Here is a 12,202-nt window from a genome sequence, read left to right as displayed (position 1 = left end):
TTATGACGGAAGAAAATACAAAGAATAGCGAAGTGACAGTCGTAGACATCAAAATGCCATTTCTATCTATGGTGATATTTATGGTCAAGTTCGCCATCGCATCAATACCAGCTATGATCATCCTTGGGTTGATATTTAGCCTCTTTGGTATGATATTTGGTGGCATTTTTAGCGGCTTTCATGGCGGAATAGGGCACTACTAAAATGTCCTTGTCTAGTCACTGTGGTTGAATTTCTGTAGTATCGAGTGATTGATTCGCTAAGTAGAACTTTAGTAATGATTAGACATATCTTGTTGATTCGATTCAACGAAAAAGCAACAGAGCAAAGCATTAACGAACTTATGGCTTTGTTTGAGGCTATGCCCAAAAAAATAGCAGGAGTGGAAGCGGTAGAGTGGGGTGTGAACGATAGCCCAGAAGGTAAAAATAAATCCTATACGCACAGCGTAATGATGACATTCAAGGATGAAAATGGTCGACAGAACTATCTGCCTCACCCCGAACATGATGCTCTAAAATCGGTGTTCAGACCGATTTTAGACGACATTATCGTATTCGATTACTCAGTTTAAATTCAGCATGTTACAGATTTCTAATACGGTAACGTTGGCAGATTGGGAAATCGAGCTAAATGCAATTCGTTCGATGGGGAGCGGTGGACAGAATGTTAACAACATCTATTACATACTAGAACCACAGAGAAACCCGAATGCTTAAGATATCCAACACAGTGGAACTCGCTGAGTGGGAAATTGAGCTCACTGCAATTAGAGCGATGGGTGCTGGTGGACAGAAGGTAAATAAGACGAGTAGTGCCATACACTTAAGGTTTGATATTCGTCGCTCTACATTGCCTCAGTTTTACAAAGAAAAGCTTTTAGCTTTGACTGATTCTCGAATCACCAAGGACGGAGTTGTGATAATCAAAGCTCAGCAGTTCAGAACTCAAGAACAGAACAGAGAAGACGCTTTAGAGCGCCTTAAACAATTGATACTCTCCGCTACAGTTGTCCAAAAGGCACGAAGACCAACGAAGCCAACAAGGGCTTCACAGAAGCGCAGAGTAGACGCTAAGAAGCGAAAGGCTCAAACTAAGTCTTTAAGAGGCAGGGTTCAATAGAACAGCCCTTGCAACCAAAGGCTGTTGATTAACTAGTTCGATCCTACGCCTTACTCATTAGCAGAAACGCTGAGATGACAGCAGCGGCATTTGCCATTGGTTCAAGAAGAGTATTGGCAAGTTCAAAGTAGAAAATAAGCGAATGTGCGTCCATGGTAATAACCTCTCAGTTAGGTTATCTAATTCCACAATTCGCTCATTGCTGGACAATAGCTTGTCAACGCAGAACTTGACTAGAATTTGATAATGTTAATTGTCACTACATAATGTATCTCAATGCACTAATGAGAGCAACATGTAGTATTAAACTAGTTGCTTTTCTATTGCATTCCAAACACTCTGAAATGATATAAGAAAAGCCCTAACTCAAAGAGCAGGGCTTAAGCTAACGGTACAATTACTGAAAAGGCATACAGATCAATTATTTAATAATTAATTGACCAACTGCATACGGTCTAACTAACGGCTGTTAACCGAAGTGTCAAAGAACCGTATCGATTTACTCCTAACTCCTAGCATAGACTAGACAGCTATGTCTCAATGTTCCCAAATCGGCTATGCAGTTCTTTATATAGTTCTAGCATTGTTTCAGTGGTAACAGGTTTGTGCTCTTCAGTTTGCTCTACCTCTACAAACTGTTTGTCATTCCCAAAACTCAGCATTTCCTTTAACAGTGCTACTTTAATACGGTCGTCCTCAGTTGAACGATATAGCCTCTTAGCTTCTTGCATGGGGTGAAACTCAAGTCCTTCAGAGTCCTCCCTCATCAGTTCATCCATCATAGCAACCGTATAACGATTCCTGCTTCCCTTGGGTCTGCCCTTGCCGTAAGTATTACCCTTACCAAACTGTCCGTTTGATTCTCTTCCAGTCATAAAGCCTCCTTAATCCAAGTAGCTATCGCCATAAAACTCATACTCAGCTCGCTCAATCAAATCGAGCATTGCCATTAAGCAATCAGCTTTGAACCAATCATCTTTGGCATATCGCTGTGCCGCTTCTTCCAGTTGATCCTCTGCATACCCAAGGAGACGAAACTCATCTTTATCCATTACTTGCCCCCTTTAGCTTCTAAGCCTTGTTTGACAAACTTACGCATAGCGCCATTGAACAAGCCGACCTGACCGTTAGCATTGGCTTTAAGGATACGTCTGGTATTTCGGTTTCGGATAACTCCAGTTACCTTGTGCTTCTCGTAATTAGGGAAGTCTTCAATTGGTTCATAGTCGTTCAAGCTAGCGCTCAGTAGAATAACCATTGCTTCAGCTGTAACTCCAAACTCTAGAGCTAGCTCTTTGATTACCTTGATAAAACGAGAACGATTGCCCTCAAGGATATCTAAATTCATATATTACTCCTGCCTCACGGCGTTAGTTAATCGGGCAGGGCAGCATTACGCTACCCGTTACGCCCTAAGTATTATTGCGTAATTGCGTAACGCATTGCGTTTCGCTTACGGTTTCTCTATTAATATCATCAACACTCACATCCAAGCAGTCTTCAAACTCGGCTTCGAACTCCGAGATAGTTCTGAACTCAACACCCAACCCTTTAGCCTTGTTCAAGACCTTTAAATAGTCAGTGTCAGTCATGTGTTTGTTCAGTTGAGGGTCAACCACTAAAACTCGGTCATAAACCTGAGCCATGCCTATTAGCCTATAGATTGAATGGTTCCACCCCATCTTAGCCTCTGCATTTCTCTTTCTGGCTTCCCAGTTACCCCAGCTACTTGAAAGGTAATCCATTTTCTTCTTCTCAGCAGCTTGCTTACCTTTCCTTGCACCGTCTGTATTAAGCTTGTTGCCGTGTTTGTACTCTATCAAGCAACGATTCCCTTCTGAATCTAAAACAACGCAATCAGGAACGACCCAATGTCCTCCGTGTCCTTTTGAGTCCAAATCTTTCCAGTGACTAGGAACCCTTTCTAGGTTAGGCTTTAAGCCAGTTCTCTCTAGGAACTCTTGCTCACCTTGTGAGCCTCCTAAACCAATCACAAAACCTCCAATGGGCTATCTAATTCTTCCCAGTTACCAGCAATAGCGTTATCAAAGTCTTCTCTAGTCCAGAAGTCGTCAAACAGATACTCTACAGCGCCCCAAAGCTTGGTATTGGTAACGCTGTTACCTAAGCCAGCATTGATTAGCTTATTGATCTTTAATCGCTTTTCTCTCTTTCCGTTGGCACAGCTTCTTCTGTCTTCAGAAAGCAAATCAACAATAGCCTCCATCTTCCAGCTATCCATTTGAGTTTGGGTTCTAACATTCAGCTTCCCGTATTCACCAGCAAAGAATACCAACTCTTCAAGCCAATCTCCCCAAGCTGCATTACGACTCTTCTGTCCGTGTAGTTGCTTGTATTCTTGACCACTTATAGCCAGCGTCCTGTCAAAGACGGTAATAGCATTGGTACTTCCTGAGTATGTAGGTATCTCTCCATCACTCTTATTAGCATGGTGGATAACTAGGACAGAGCAGCCCACACCACGCAAGGCAACAACCAGCTTGTTAACCGCTCTCCAGCTCTCTGCGTTGTTTTCGTCAGTTAACCCAAACAAGACCCTTACTGAATCTAGAACGACTATGTCATAGCCTCTAGACATCTCTATTAAGTGAGCTCTTTGGTCAGCTAGAGTCAAGTCTATGACTTCCTCGTTAACTTCAGAGGCTATATAGTCAATCCTGCCAAGCATATCGAGCATACTAGGGTCTACCCTAGAGCCAATGCTGTTAGTGCTCATCTCTCCGTCTAGGTACAGAACCTTCTGGTTTATAGCGCATTCTTGACCAAGAAACTGTCCTTTATCAGTAGCAAGGCACTCAACAAGGTTGTAGCTAAACAGGCTCTTACCAACACCTGAACCAGCAAATACCATCATGGTTTCACCCTTATCCCACAAGCCATCAACTAACTGTTCAGGCTCTCTCATACCAGCTACGATCTCTGCCATCTTGCAAGGCTTAAATATCTGATTTAATTCCATTATTCAGCTCCTTGTAAGCTCGCTCGATTAGGTCAATGACTAGTGTGGTTGGTGATACTTGCTTAGCTTCAGCTAATGCTTTCAGCTTCTCAATATGCTCCAGCTTTTGCAGCTGTAGTCTCATTCTCATTTTTTCCTCCTGCTTCACAGCGTTAGGTAATTAATTGAAATAACAGTAGAAAGTGTATTAGAAGTTAAATAAAGAAGGACTAATATTCTTCTTAATCCTTTTCTAAGGAACACTTCTTATATTAAGTAGTACCAGTAGTAATTGCTTTATGTGACACTATTTACCACTTCTCTTTATATAGTATGCAGTTAGAGAGGATATGTGACTTCTAACTAGCTCCTTTTATATAGACTCCTGCTCAGCTAAAAGTGTGACCACCTTTTACCACTTTCTTCAAATGGACTTTACTGTAAGTAGAGCTGTACCTTATGTGGTATAGTGGCGATAAATCAATAGGTTGTGGAGAAAATAACGATATGGTCGACTTGACTGAGATACTTGATAAACCGTTGCCGACAACGAGCTATTTTGATCTGACCTACAAACTTCTAAACAGTCTATGTAGGAGTACAGAGCAGGGCATTCAACAAAATATCGAGGACTACCAAAATAATGGTGCTGAGTTTGTAGAAGTCGATCATGACCCCCAATACGGCCCAATTGGATTCGAACATTACAATAATATTACTCATTTTGATGTATTAGATCTGGACGATACCGTTACTATCCATTTTCCAAGTATGCAGAGGCGTTCAGTTTTGTTGACTATTTTCGGTATCTTTGAGCATGAACTAGAAGAGTTTTGTAAGGCGTATGCTAAAAAGTACCAACTTAAAGTAAAAGTTAGTGACTTTAAGGGGAGTGGAATCGAACGATCAACAACTTATATCAAAAAAGTTCTGGAGATCAGTGTTCCCTCCAGTGAACTTAGGAAAGTCCAAGTACTAAGAAATGCTTGTGCTCATCAAGACGCTAAATATATGAAACCTGATGGTCAGAGGATTACTGAAATAGTTGCACTAGTCAATGAGCAATCAGCATTCCTAGAGCTTGATTCTCTTGAAAACAAAGTCATCGTAAAAACGGGTTTCTTGGACTGGGTGTTGAAGCTTTTTAAGAATTACTTTCAAGCCCTTGAACAGCAGTTAAAGGACAGGGCATAGACAATCTATCTCAAAAGTATACTTTTTGACATAAGCCACAAAACCTATCTCAAATACTTCCTTTTCTAGTTTTGATATAGCACAATCTAAATACTTTAAGACTTTATGAGATAGAATAATGGCGAACGTAGGCTATAAGCGAGTATCAACAACAGACCAGAACACTGATCGTCAGCTAGCAGATATCCAGTTAGACAAGGTCTTTGAGGAGTATTGCAGTGCATCTACCATAGAACGCCCTGTGTGGCTTCAGACATTAGATTACTTAAGGGAAGGGGATAAGCTATACATTCATAGCTTAGACCGTGTGTGTCGCTCTGGGGCTGGTGATGCTGTTGCTATTGTAGAAGACCTAACGGCTAAGAAGGTCTCAGTAGAGTTTGTAAAAGAAGGTTTAATCTTCAGCTCTGAAATGACAGCTACCCAAAAAGGAATGCTAGGCATCCTTGCTTCAGTTGCCCAAATGGAAAGAGAGCTTATCAGAGAACGTCAAAGAGAAGGCTTAGAGCAAGCAAAACTCAAAGGAAAGAAACTAGGGCGGCCTACAAAAGCCACCCCAGATCAGGTCAAAAAGCTAAGAAAGACACTATCAATAGCAGAGACAGCCAAACAGTTAGGCATATCTCCAGCTACCGTTAACAGGCTTCAGAAAAGCTAACTGAGTCTAATCAGCTCTTTTAACAAACATGCTTGCTTCAACTGTTTGTTGAGATTGTCTTCATGCTCTAGCATCTTGACACTAGTTGTAGGCAAATCTAACAAGCTCTTGATGTCTTCATCATATTTCACTTTCAGCATGATATCGAGGATGAAGAATATATAATGTCTGATATAGCCGTAGAGCATGTACGCATACTCTTCAGATTGATTAAACTGCTCGCCACTGTGGATCGCAATATTTCTCTTTTGCCTTAATAATTCGAGTTCATGGCTTGCTATCACTTTATCTTTGAACAATATAAGTGTTCTATTGATCGTAGTGGTGTAGTTGTCTTTCTGCGTAAACGTAAGCTTCTCTAGCAACGCCCACAAACTAAGAAAGACTTTCTGCATATCATTTGTCTCTAGTGCGTCAGTTAAGCGACCAAATACTATTTTAAAGAACCTGTATCGCTTACTCTTCATTATATCTTTGTGCACCTTCCTGAAGTGCTTACAAGCATCTTTAAAGTCTTGGTCATATTGATAAGTAGAACCTTTTGATGAAAAGTGAGGCTCATACCAGCTCAACTTCGTTGCTAAAGAGCCATCAGGGTTAAACAGGTAATGCAAAGGATACTTCCTCACTTTGCTCATAGGGGCTGCTCTTCCGAAGCTCTTTCTACGCCCACCTGAAATGAGGTAATGATTGATTACTCCGAGGAAATAACTCAGTTCTTCCAGAGCTAGGTTTGCACCAGAATAAAAACACCTTGCAGATACTTTCACAACAACCCATGAGAATGCTTCAAGATTCATGTTGGGGTATGTCTTTTTAGCATCCCCGAAGTCATAGTCACCCTTGAACTTCTTAGGAAAGCCTTTTGATATAGAAATTTCGGCTAACTCTGTCTTGACCTTTAAGCTGGATTTCAAACCATTGACGCTGATACCAGTTACTAGGAAAAAGTCTTGAAATGGCTGAGCTAAATACCTAACTTCCTCTTGTTTTAGTATGTTAGAGACATATCCAGTGTTCAACTTACCTTCATCGGCAGCTTTGAAAATAGCGGTTGTCAGTGCTCGATCTCTAACATTACTCGGAATATCGCCAAATCTAATGTTTTCTTGCAGAAGGTTCATGTAATTTTCGAACTCAAAGCCATCGAATGAAGACTTAAAATTCTGATTTGAGTGCTTTATACCAGAGCTTTGGCTCGACTGGCACTTAGCTATGCGGTGTATCAACTCCCTAGCAGTATTTTCATCCATCCATTTTGATTTAGCCATCATTTGCTCCAATTAAAACCAATGCCTTATCTTACATCGTTGGTACTGGCAACTACTAGAAAACAATAACAATGTGAGCTAAATCAGAAAGCTAATAGAAGTGGGGGATTGAAGTTTCTAGCTAACCACCTCATATGATATTAATCAGATAAAGGAGTGTATATGATTGGTCAAAGATTCAGCATGGTGTATCTAAACAGAGATGAGCCAGCTAGAGATAGTGCACGATTTAGGAATCGTCTGAAAGCATTCTATTGGGATGAACTACATAACGGTTACAACGCCCCAGTAAAAACAATCCTACAGAAAGAAGCTGGTATCGAGATTCCGTTCATCGTAAACACGTTTTCTGTGCCTGAAATGTTTGTAAAGAATGACATTAGGGACGTCCTAGACAGTATAACGCTAATCTATAACTGCCTTATTCAAGAAAGATCTCCTCACCTTTCCCAAAGATGGAAGGACTTCGTTGCAAGAGCACTCAAAGAAGAGCACGTTGGCTACCAGCTAGATGAGCGTTGTGGCGTCCATTACTTTGTCGATGAAGAGTTTGAGCGCAATAGAGCTTCGTCGCTTTTTGCCTTAAACAATCCTGTACATAACGGGGTAAAACAGCATATGAAGATGCTTATCGTCATATGGATAGTGTGCCACAAGACACAAAGGCTTCAGTTAGATCTATGTTTGAAGCTATCGAGATTTTAACCAAGCAGTTGGTAAAAACAAATAACCTCAACAAATACATACTTGAAAACGATCTCAAAGACTTAGCTATCCAAACGCTTGCGCCTGATGATGTTCAAAACAAAGTGATATCAGGTATGTTTGACAGTGTAGCCCTTTGGGTAAATGCATTGCATAACTACAGACATGGCCAAGCAGAGGAAGATCCTGTTGCACCATCCGAAGAGTTAGCTGTTTATGTTCTGAGCAGCGGCAGTGCCTTTTTAAGGTTATTACTAGAAGTCTGGAAAGTAGCTAAGCAATAACAACATTCTCAACGATATGCTTTATGTAATAGAGCATACAAGCGTATCCATAGGAAAGCCCCAAAGATTAAGTTGGGGCTTTAGATAACTAGTCGTACTTATGGCCATGTATGCTCATTAGGTAGCTTGAGCAATGGTTGTTCTGATAGGCATTAGAAGGCGACGTTTTCTGTAAATCTGCATGTCCTTTCTCTTTACCCCAGTTATAGAAATCTCTTGTCCTCGTATCAACATAATGATCAATAGCTGACTTCAAAGCTTCTTGTCTTGATTCTGTCCAAATGTCTCGTGTAGATTTCCCTTTTACTTCAAACATCTCGTAAACGTCACCTGATGATACAAATGTTTCACACATCCCTATAATAAACGCATTTCGACCTAGCTCAGCTTCGACAGGTACAGTTGAATGTGCAGAAGTAGCAAGCAAACCTAGCAGTAATAACAGTGTTCTTTTCATGGATTCTCTCTAACACAACTCATAAATTAGAGATCCTATCTCATGTCAGTTGACCATAATTACCATATCGTGCCACTAGGAAATATTCTCAATCAATTCCCCTTTTTGCTCTAAAAGAAAAGCCCCATTAGGCAAACACCTTGGGGCTTAAATTCTCAGCAAGTAGTAAGTAGTGTAATAACCGTTACGCAAGGCGTTACGCTCTATGAAATGATGCGTAATTGCGTAATCCCAGCGGTGCCTATCTAAGCAGTTCTAAAAGCTCTTCTTTCTGCTTAGGGGATAGGTTTGGAATATCTGCTTTCAGCTTTGTGAACCTGTTAGTGTCTTGTTTGAGGTACTTTTCAGCATTTAGCTTTCTGTCCAAGTCATCAGCTTTGATAGTCCCTTCTCTAAATTGCTTTAACAGCTCTTCATGCTTTCCTTCCATCAGTTTATAAATGTTGGTAAATCCGACAGAAAGACAAAGCTCTAACCTTTTATCAAACTCATCAAATTCTTGACTGAAGTCAGCTAACTTTCTGTACCTATTGAGAGTTTTAGGCGTAGCCTTCTTTATTCCAGTAGGACATTTTTCAATAATGTCCGACTTACACCAGTTGCCAAACTCTTTGTCGCTTGCGAATTCTTCACGAGCCTTGGCGAGGGCAATACCTATCTTCAAGGTAGCCTTCTTCTTATCTCTGGGTTTTGGTGCTATGTGATGGGCTGTATTCAACTCTGTATTGATAGTCTCTAAGAGTGACTCAAGTTCAGAAACTTCAATGGTTTCTGAGGCATCTTCTACTGATAATGACTCTGACATAATTGCTCCTATTAGCTACTACATCCGTGTTTAAAAAGTCCGCAGGTAGGGTAGCAATATTGACAATAGTTCCTAATGACAATTCTTGATAAGAGTTATTTGTCTACCTTATATCTTATGCTGTTCAATAACTTGTGCCTTCTGTTCTTCAGTTAGCACTATCTTTTCTTTGCTACTTGGAACAAACCAAATCTCTCTTCTTTTGGCATTCTGTAAAGCAGTAGGAGCGTCAATACTCTTGTATTTAAAAGAGTCTCCCTTGAAGCCAAGCTCGATTGAATACCACAATACCTTTCCGTTATCAGAATCGACTCTAGTCATTTCGAAGTAATCAAAACAAGCATTCAGCAGTTGCTTTAACTTAACCCTCGCCTTAATTATCTCTGAGTTGTCTTCAGGACTAAAAGCAAGATCCAACAGCTTTACTGTCTCTTCCAAGCTCTGCCGCTTATTACCAGAACCCTTGCTATCTTCAAACTCAGCTATAGTATCAGAACGCTCTTTAACACTTGCTGATAGCTCAGAAACCTTTTGTAATATCAGTGGATTAGGATTGCTTTCGATGACGCTTAGGAGCCCTTGTAGAGCCTTGTTTGACTCTTCTTGCTCTAGCCTTAACCTGTTGATTTCCCTTTCAATATCAAGATTGGCTTGGTCAGCTGATACCCACTGGTTGTGAAACATTGGGCTAATAAAGTACTGTCTTAAAAACTTCTCAAAAGCATCCATCTGAATAGCTCTTATCGAACACACACTAGACCTGTTGCCAATGCACTGAAGGTAATACCTCGACCTCTTCTTTACTAAACTCAGATACTTGCCACAACTACACTTTCCAACATCCCTTAAAACATTCCTATGAGTAGTCGTACTTCCACCTCTATGGGTCTTGTACTTCTTCAATCTCTGGTTGATACCAAGCTGAACCTTATTAAACAGCTCTTCAGATATTGCACTAGGGTAGTAGTCTTTAATCGGCTCTCCGATAGGAGTAGCAATCTTATTCTCTACAGTACAAGGCTGGTACTCTCCAATAACTTGTCTATATCTCAATAGATTAGAGACACTAGAACCGTTCCAATCCCTTCCTGTTGGACTCGGTATTTGCTCTTTGTTCAGTATCCCAGTGATTGTATAGTGTCCCAAACCATCAGAAGCCATCTCAAAGATACGTTCAACAGTTGCTTGGTGCTTATTCAGGTAATAGCCATCTGGTCTGTCTGGATCACCTTTGACTCTATCTAACCAGAAAGGAGCTTTACTATGCATATCTTGCCTAGACCTCTTCTTAGCCCAAGCTGCTTTTAACCTCATGCTCTTGGTAAGACTCTCTTCGTGGCTACGCTCCATGATTAGTCCAGCCATCAAGAAGTCAGTGAAGTCCATATCCTTGGTGTACTTTTTCTGGTCAAGTAATGTAACAACAGTCACGTCGTAGTCTGTAATACGCCACAGTTGGTTCATCGCTACCTTAATCTTTGCCCTAGAAAGCCTATCAAGGCTCTCAACTAGCAGATAACAAGGTGTTTTAATTACTTCATTTTCTAATGCTGATAGGAACTGACCCAAGCCTGCATCTTCTTTGGTATTCGCTTGAGTCCAAGCACTCACCCCGAGATCTTCAAAACTCAGTGTACTAAGCTCTAGTTGATGCTTAGCACAGTAGTCTTCAGCTAACTTAGTTTGCCTTTCTATCGAATTACCTTGGGCTTGGTGCTTGCTACTGAATCGCTTATAGGAATATGCCAACATAACTTTACTCTCATATGGATTGAGTCCTTATATCACAGCGATTACAATGAGTTTTACCATTACACGCCATAGATACACGACTCTTTAATAGGGGGTCTAGTATCCAAGACAATAAGGTTTCCTCTGCTATCCATCTACGTTTTGATATTAGACGCTCGACACTACCCGCTATATATAAAGAACGTTTGCTTGCAAGCAACGACTCTAGAATCTCTAAGGAAGGTGTCATTGTGATTAAAGCGCAATCACATCGTACTCAAGAGAAAAACCGGGAAGACGCACTTGCGAGGCTAGCTGATTTGATTCGGTCAGTGATGGTCGTGCAAAAGAAACGTCGTGCAACAAAGCCAACTCGTTCATCGCAAATAAGACGCGTGGATAATAAGAAGAAGCAAGGGCAGAAGAAGTCCCTACGTGGAAAGCCAATATTGTAAATCTAGTTAAGGAGAGAAAGTGAAAATAATTAAGGATGATTTGACGGGTCCAGAAATAAAAGCCCTTTTACAAGCTCATTTGGATGACATGTACGCGACTTCTCCTCCAGAAAGTGTTCATGCTCTTGATATTGATGCTCTTCGTCAGCCAGAGATTACGTTCTGGACTGCATGGTTTGAAGATGATTTGGCAGGATGTATAGCCTTAAAAACCATTGAGTCGGGACATGGTGAAATAAAATCGATGCGCACGACAGAGAGTGCTCGTGGCAAGGGAGTAGCAAGAAAACTGCTTGCTCATCTAACCAGTAAGGCCTCAGAAAACGGCTTGACGCGACTGAGTTTAGAGACAGGAACCGAAACATTTTTCGAACCAGCAAGAAACCTATATCAAAGAGATGGCTTTGTAGAGTGTGAACCATTTGCTAGCTACTCGCTTGACCCTAATAGCGTGTTTATGACGAAATCGCTGACAATATGAGCATGATCGGATTGAAAGAAGCCTTTTGAATATGGGCTCTCTATTTCGCTTCGTTTTCATAGCGAATATAAGTTCAGGGA

The 12,202-nt window shown here is 40.9% G+C and carries 20 protein-coding genes; 10 read left to right on the top strand and 10 right to left on the bottom strand.

The window, feature by feature from the left end; translation table 11 throughout:
• Positions 1-2: 2 nt before the first annotated feature.
• From VME0621_RS19050 to arfB (VME0621_RS19040), 4 genes are all read left to right on the top strand, one after another.
• Positions 3-203, top strand: coding sequence for a hypothetical protein (locus VME0621_RS19050; RefSeq protein WP_062459680.1), 201 nt, complete (start codon positions 3-5; stop codon positions 201-203).
• A 74-nt stretch (positions 204-277) separates the two neighbouring features.
• A complete protein-coding gene (locus VME0621_RS19045) occupies positions 278-574 on the top strand; it encodes a Dabb family protein (protein WP_006074197.1) in 297 nt (98 codons plus the stop codon).
• 7 nt (positions 575-581) lie between these two features.
• Positions 582-719: a hypothetical protein gene (locus VME0621_RS26705; protein WP_370736780.1), complete on the top strand. Its 138-nt coding sequence runs from the start codon at positions 582-584 to the stop codon at positions 717-719.
• The gene (arfB, locus tag VME0621_RS19040; RefSeq protein ID WP_062459683.1) at positions 712-1,122 is read left to right on the top strand and encodes an alternative ribosome rescue aminoacyl-tRNA hydrolase ArfB; all 411 of its coding nucleotides are present in this window, start codon (positions 712-714) and stop codon (positions 1,120-1,122) included. The genes VME0621_RS26705 and arfB (VME0621_RS19040) overlap by 8 nt, the downstream gene beginning before the upstream one ends.
• Before the next feature lie 530 nt (positions 1,123-1,652).
• Here the strand turns inward: arfB (VME0621_RS19040) and VME0621_RS19035 are convergent.
• The 6 genes from VME0621_RS19035 to VME0621_RS26695 form a co-directional block, all read right to left on the bottom strand.
• Complete coding sequence (locus VME0621_RS19035; protein WP_062459689.1) at positions 1,653-1,997, bottom strand: hypothetical protein; 345 nt, start codon at positions 1,995-1,997, stop codon at positions 1,653-1,655.
• A 9-nt stretch (positions 1,998-2,006) separates the two neighbouring features.
• Positions 2,007-2,174, bottom strand: coding sequence for a hypothetical protein (locus tag VME0621_RS26700; protein WP_156750282.1), 168 nt, complete (start codon positions 2,172-2,174; stop codon positions 2,007-2,009).
• Positions 2,174-2,470, bottom strand: coding sequence for a hypothetical protein (locus VME0621_RS19030; protein WP_062459691.1), 297 nt, complete (start codon positions 2,468-2,470; stop codon positions 2,174-2,176). The genes VME0621_RS26700 and VME0621_RS19030 overlap by 1 nt, the downstream gene beginning before the upstream one ends.
• A gap of 64 nt (positions 2,471-2,534) precedes the next feature.
• Complete coding sequence (locus VME0621_RS19025) at positions 2,535-3,116, bottom strand: hypothetical protein (RefSeq protein WP_062459694.1); 582 nt, start codon at positions 3,114-3,116, stop codon at positions 2,535-2,537.
• Complete coding sequence (locus VME0621_RS19020) at positions 3,113-4,102, bottom strand: AAA family ATPase (protein ID WP_062459697.1); 990 nt, start codon at positions 4,100-4,102, stop codon at positions 3,113-3,115. Before VME0621_RS19020 ends, VME0621_RS19025 begins: the two co-directional genes overlap by 4 nt.
• Positions 4,080-4,232 carry a hypothetical protein gene (locus tag VME0621_RS26695; RefSeq protein WP_156750281.1) on the bottom strand — a complete coding sequence of 51 codons (153 nt, stop codon included), beginning with the start codon at positions 4,230-4,232 and terminating at the stop codon, positions 4,080-4,082. The genes VME0621_RS19020 and VME0621_RS26695 overlap by 23 nt, the downstream gene beginning before the upstream one ends.
• Before the next feature lie 308 nt (positions 4,233-4,540).
• Here VME0621_RS26695 and VME0621_RS19015 point away from each other — a divergent pair, with 308 nt between their 5' ends.
• Together VME0621_RS19015 and VME0621_RS19010 are read left to right on the top strand one after the other, a co-directional pair.
• Positions 4,541-5,275, top strand: coding sequence for a hypothetical protein (locus VME0621_RS19015; RefSeq protein ID WP_062459700.1), 735 nt, complete (start codon positions 4,541-4,543; stop codon positions 5,273-5,275).
• A 118-nt stretch (positions 5,276-5,393) separates the two neighbouring features.
• The gene (locus tag VME0621_RS19010; RefSeq protein ID WP_062459703.1) at positions 5,394-5,933 is read left to right on the top strand and encodes a recombinase family protein; all 540 of its coding nucleotides are present in this window, start codon (positions 5,394-5,396) and stop codon (positions 5,931-5,933) included.
• Here the strand turns inward: VME0621_RS19010 and VME0621_RS19005 are convergent.
• Positions 5,930-7,204 carry a hypothetical protein gene (locus VME0621_RS19005; RefSeq protein WP_062459706.1) on the bottom strand — a complete coding sequence of 425 codons (1,275 nt, stop codon included), beginning with the start codon at positions 7,202-7,204 and terminating at the stop codon, positions 5,930-5,932. The two genes, VME0621_RS19010 and VME0621_RS19005, sit on opposite strands and share 4 nt — an antisense overlap.
• Positions 7,205-7,366: 162 nt before the next feature.
• On the opposite strand from VME0621_RS19005, the gene VME0621_RS19000 reads away from it, so the two are divergent.
• Complete coding sequence (locus VME0621_RS19000; RefSeq protein WP_062459710.1) at positions 7,367-7,909, top strand: hypothetical protein; 543 nt, start codon at positions 7,367-7,369, stop codon at positions 7,907-7,909.
• Positions 7,885-8,193, top strand: coding sequence for a hypothetical protein (locus VME0621_RS18995; RefSeq protein WP_062459713.1), 309 nt, complete (start codon positions 7,885-7,887; stop codon positions 8,191-8,193). Before VME0621_RS19000 ends, VME0621_RS18995 begins: the two co-directional genes overlap by 25 nt.
• A gap of 88 nt (positions 8,194-8,281) precedes the next feature.
• Here the strand turns inward: VME0621_RS18995 and VME0621_RS18990 are convergent, their stop codons facing one another.
• The 3 genes from VME0621_RS18990 to VME0621_RS18980 all read right to left on the bottom strand — a co-directional run bounded on the left by VME0621_RS18990 (position 8,282) and on the right by VME0621_RS18980 (position 11,207).
• The gene (locus tag VME0621_RS18990; RefSeq protein ID WP_062459716.1) at positions 8,282-8,650 is read right to left on the bottom strand and encodes a hypothetical protein; all 369 of its coding nucleotides are present in this window, start codon (positions 8,648-8,650) and stop codon (positions 8,282-8,284) included.
• 241 nt (positions 8,651-8,891) lie between these two features.
• Positions 8,892-9,455, bottom strand: coding sequence for a hypothetical protein (locus VME0621_RS18985; RefSeq protein ID WP_062459719.1), 564 nt, complete (start codon positions 9,453-9,455; stop codon positions 8,892-8,894).
• A 108-nt stretch (positions 9,456-9,563) separates the two neighbouring features.
• Positions 9,564-11,207, bottom strand: coding sequence for a recombinase family protein (locus tag VME0621_RS18980; protein ID WP_062459721.1), 1,644 nt, complete (start codon positions 11,205-11,207; stop codon positions 9,564-9,566).
• Positions 11,208-11,275: 68 nt separating this feature from the next.
• On the opposite strand from VME0621_RS18980, the gene arfB (VME0621_RS18975) reads away from it, so the two are divergent.
• On the top strand, positions 11,276-11,641 hold the full coding sequence (gene arfB / locus VME0621_RS18975) for an alternative ribosome rescue aminoacyl-tRNA hydrolase ArfB (protein WP_062459724.1): 366 nt from the start codon (positions 11,276-11,278) through the stop codon (positions 11,639-11,641).
• 19 nt (positions 11,642-11,660) lie between these two features.
• Entirely contained in the window at positions 11,661-12,122 is a 462-nt protein-coding gene (locus VME0621_RS18970; RefSeq protein ID WP_062459727.1) for a GNAT family N-acetyltransferase, read from the top strand.
• Positions 12,123-12,202: the final 80 nt, after the last annotated feature.

The sequence above is a fragment of the Vibrio mediterranei genome (assembly GCF_900088415.1).
GTDB classification, from domain to species: Bacteria; Pseudomonadota; Gammaproteobacteria; order Enterobacterales; family Vibrionaceae; genus Vibrio; species Vibrio mediterranei.
Note: the sequence above shows the minus strand (reverse complement) of the source record. Positions and strands in the feature narration are given on the sequence as shown.

Coding starts and splice junctions, on each gene's coding strand:
- VME0621_RS18980 (WP_062459721.1), bottom strand. CDS start 11,207: ATGTTGGCATATTCCTATAAGCGATTCAGTAGCAAGCACCAAGCCCAA.
- VME0621_RS26705 (WP_370736780.1), top strand. CDS start 582: ATGTTACAGATTTCTAATACGGTAACGTTGGCAGATTGGGAAATCGAG.
- VME0621_RS18995 (WP_062459713.1), top strand. CDS start 7,885: ATGTTTGAAGCTATCGAGATTTTAACCAAGCAGTTGGTAAAAACAAAT.
- VME0621_RS19010 (WP_062459703.1), top strand. CDS start 5,394: ATGGCGAACGTAGGCTATAAGCGAGTATCAACAACAGACCAGAACACT.
- VME0621_RS19000 (WP_062459710.1), top strand. CDS start 7,367: ATGATTGGTCAAAGATTCAGCATGGTGTATCTAAACAGAGATGAGCCA.
- VME0621_RS19020 (WP_062459697.1), bottom strand. CDS start 4,102: ATGGAATTAAATCAGATATTTAAGCCTTGCAAGATGGCAGAGATCGTA.
- VME0621_RS18985 (WP_062459719.1), bottom strand. CDS start 9,455: ATGTCAGAGTCATTATCAGTAGAAGATGCCTCAGAAACCATTGAAGTT.
- VME0621_RS26695 (WP_156750281.1), bottom strand. CDS start 4,232: ATGAGAATGAGACTACAGCTGCAAAAGCTGGAGCATATTGAGAAGCTG.
- VME0621_RS19035 (WP_062459689.1), bottom strand. CDS start 1,997: ATGACTGGAAGAGAATCAAACGGACAGTTTGGTAAGGGTAATACTTAC.
- VME0621_RS19045 (WP_006074197.1), top strand. CDS start 278: ATGATTAGACATATCTTGTTGATTCGATTCAACGAAAAAGCAACAGAG.
- VME0621_RS18990 (WP_062459716.1), bottom strand. CDS start 8,650: ATGAAAAGAACACTGTTATTACTGCTAGGTTTGCTTGCTACTTCTGCA.
- VME0621_RS19050 (WP_062459680.1), top strand. CDS start 3: ATGACGGAAGAAAATACAAAGAATAGCGAAGTGACAGTCGTAGACATC.
- VME0621_RS26700 (WP_156750282.1), bottom strand. CDS start 2,174: ATGGATAAAGATGAGTTTCGTCTCCTTGGGTATGCAGAGGATCAACTG.
- VME0621_RS19030 (WP_062459691.1), bottom strand. CDS start 2,470: ATGAATTTAGATATCCTTGAGGGCAATCGTTCTCGTTTTATCAAGGTA.
- VME0621_RS19005 (WP_062459706.1), bottom strand. CDS start 7,204: ATGGCTAAATCAAAATGGATGGATGAAAATACTGCTAGGGAGTTGATA.
- VME0621_RS19015 (WP_062459700.1), top strand. CDS start 4,541: ATGTGGTATAGTGGCGATAAATCAATAGGTTGTGGAGAAAATAACGAT.
- arfB (WP_062459683.1), top strand. CDS start 712: ATGCTTAAGATATCCAACACAGTGGAACTCGCTGAGTGGGAAATTGAG.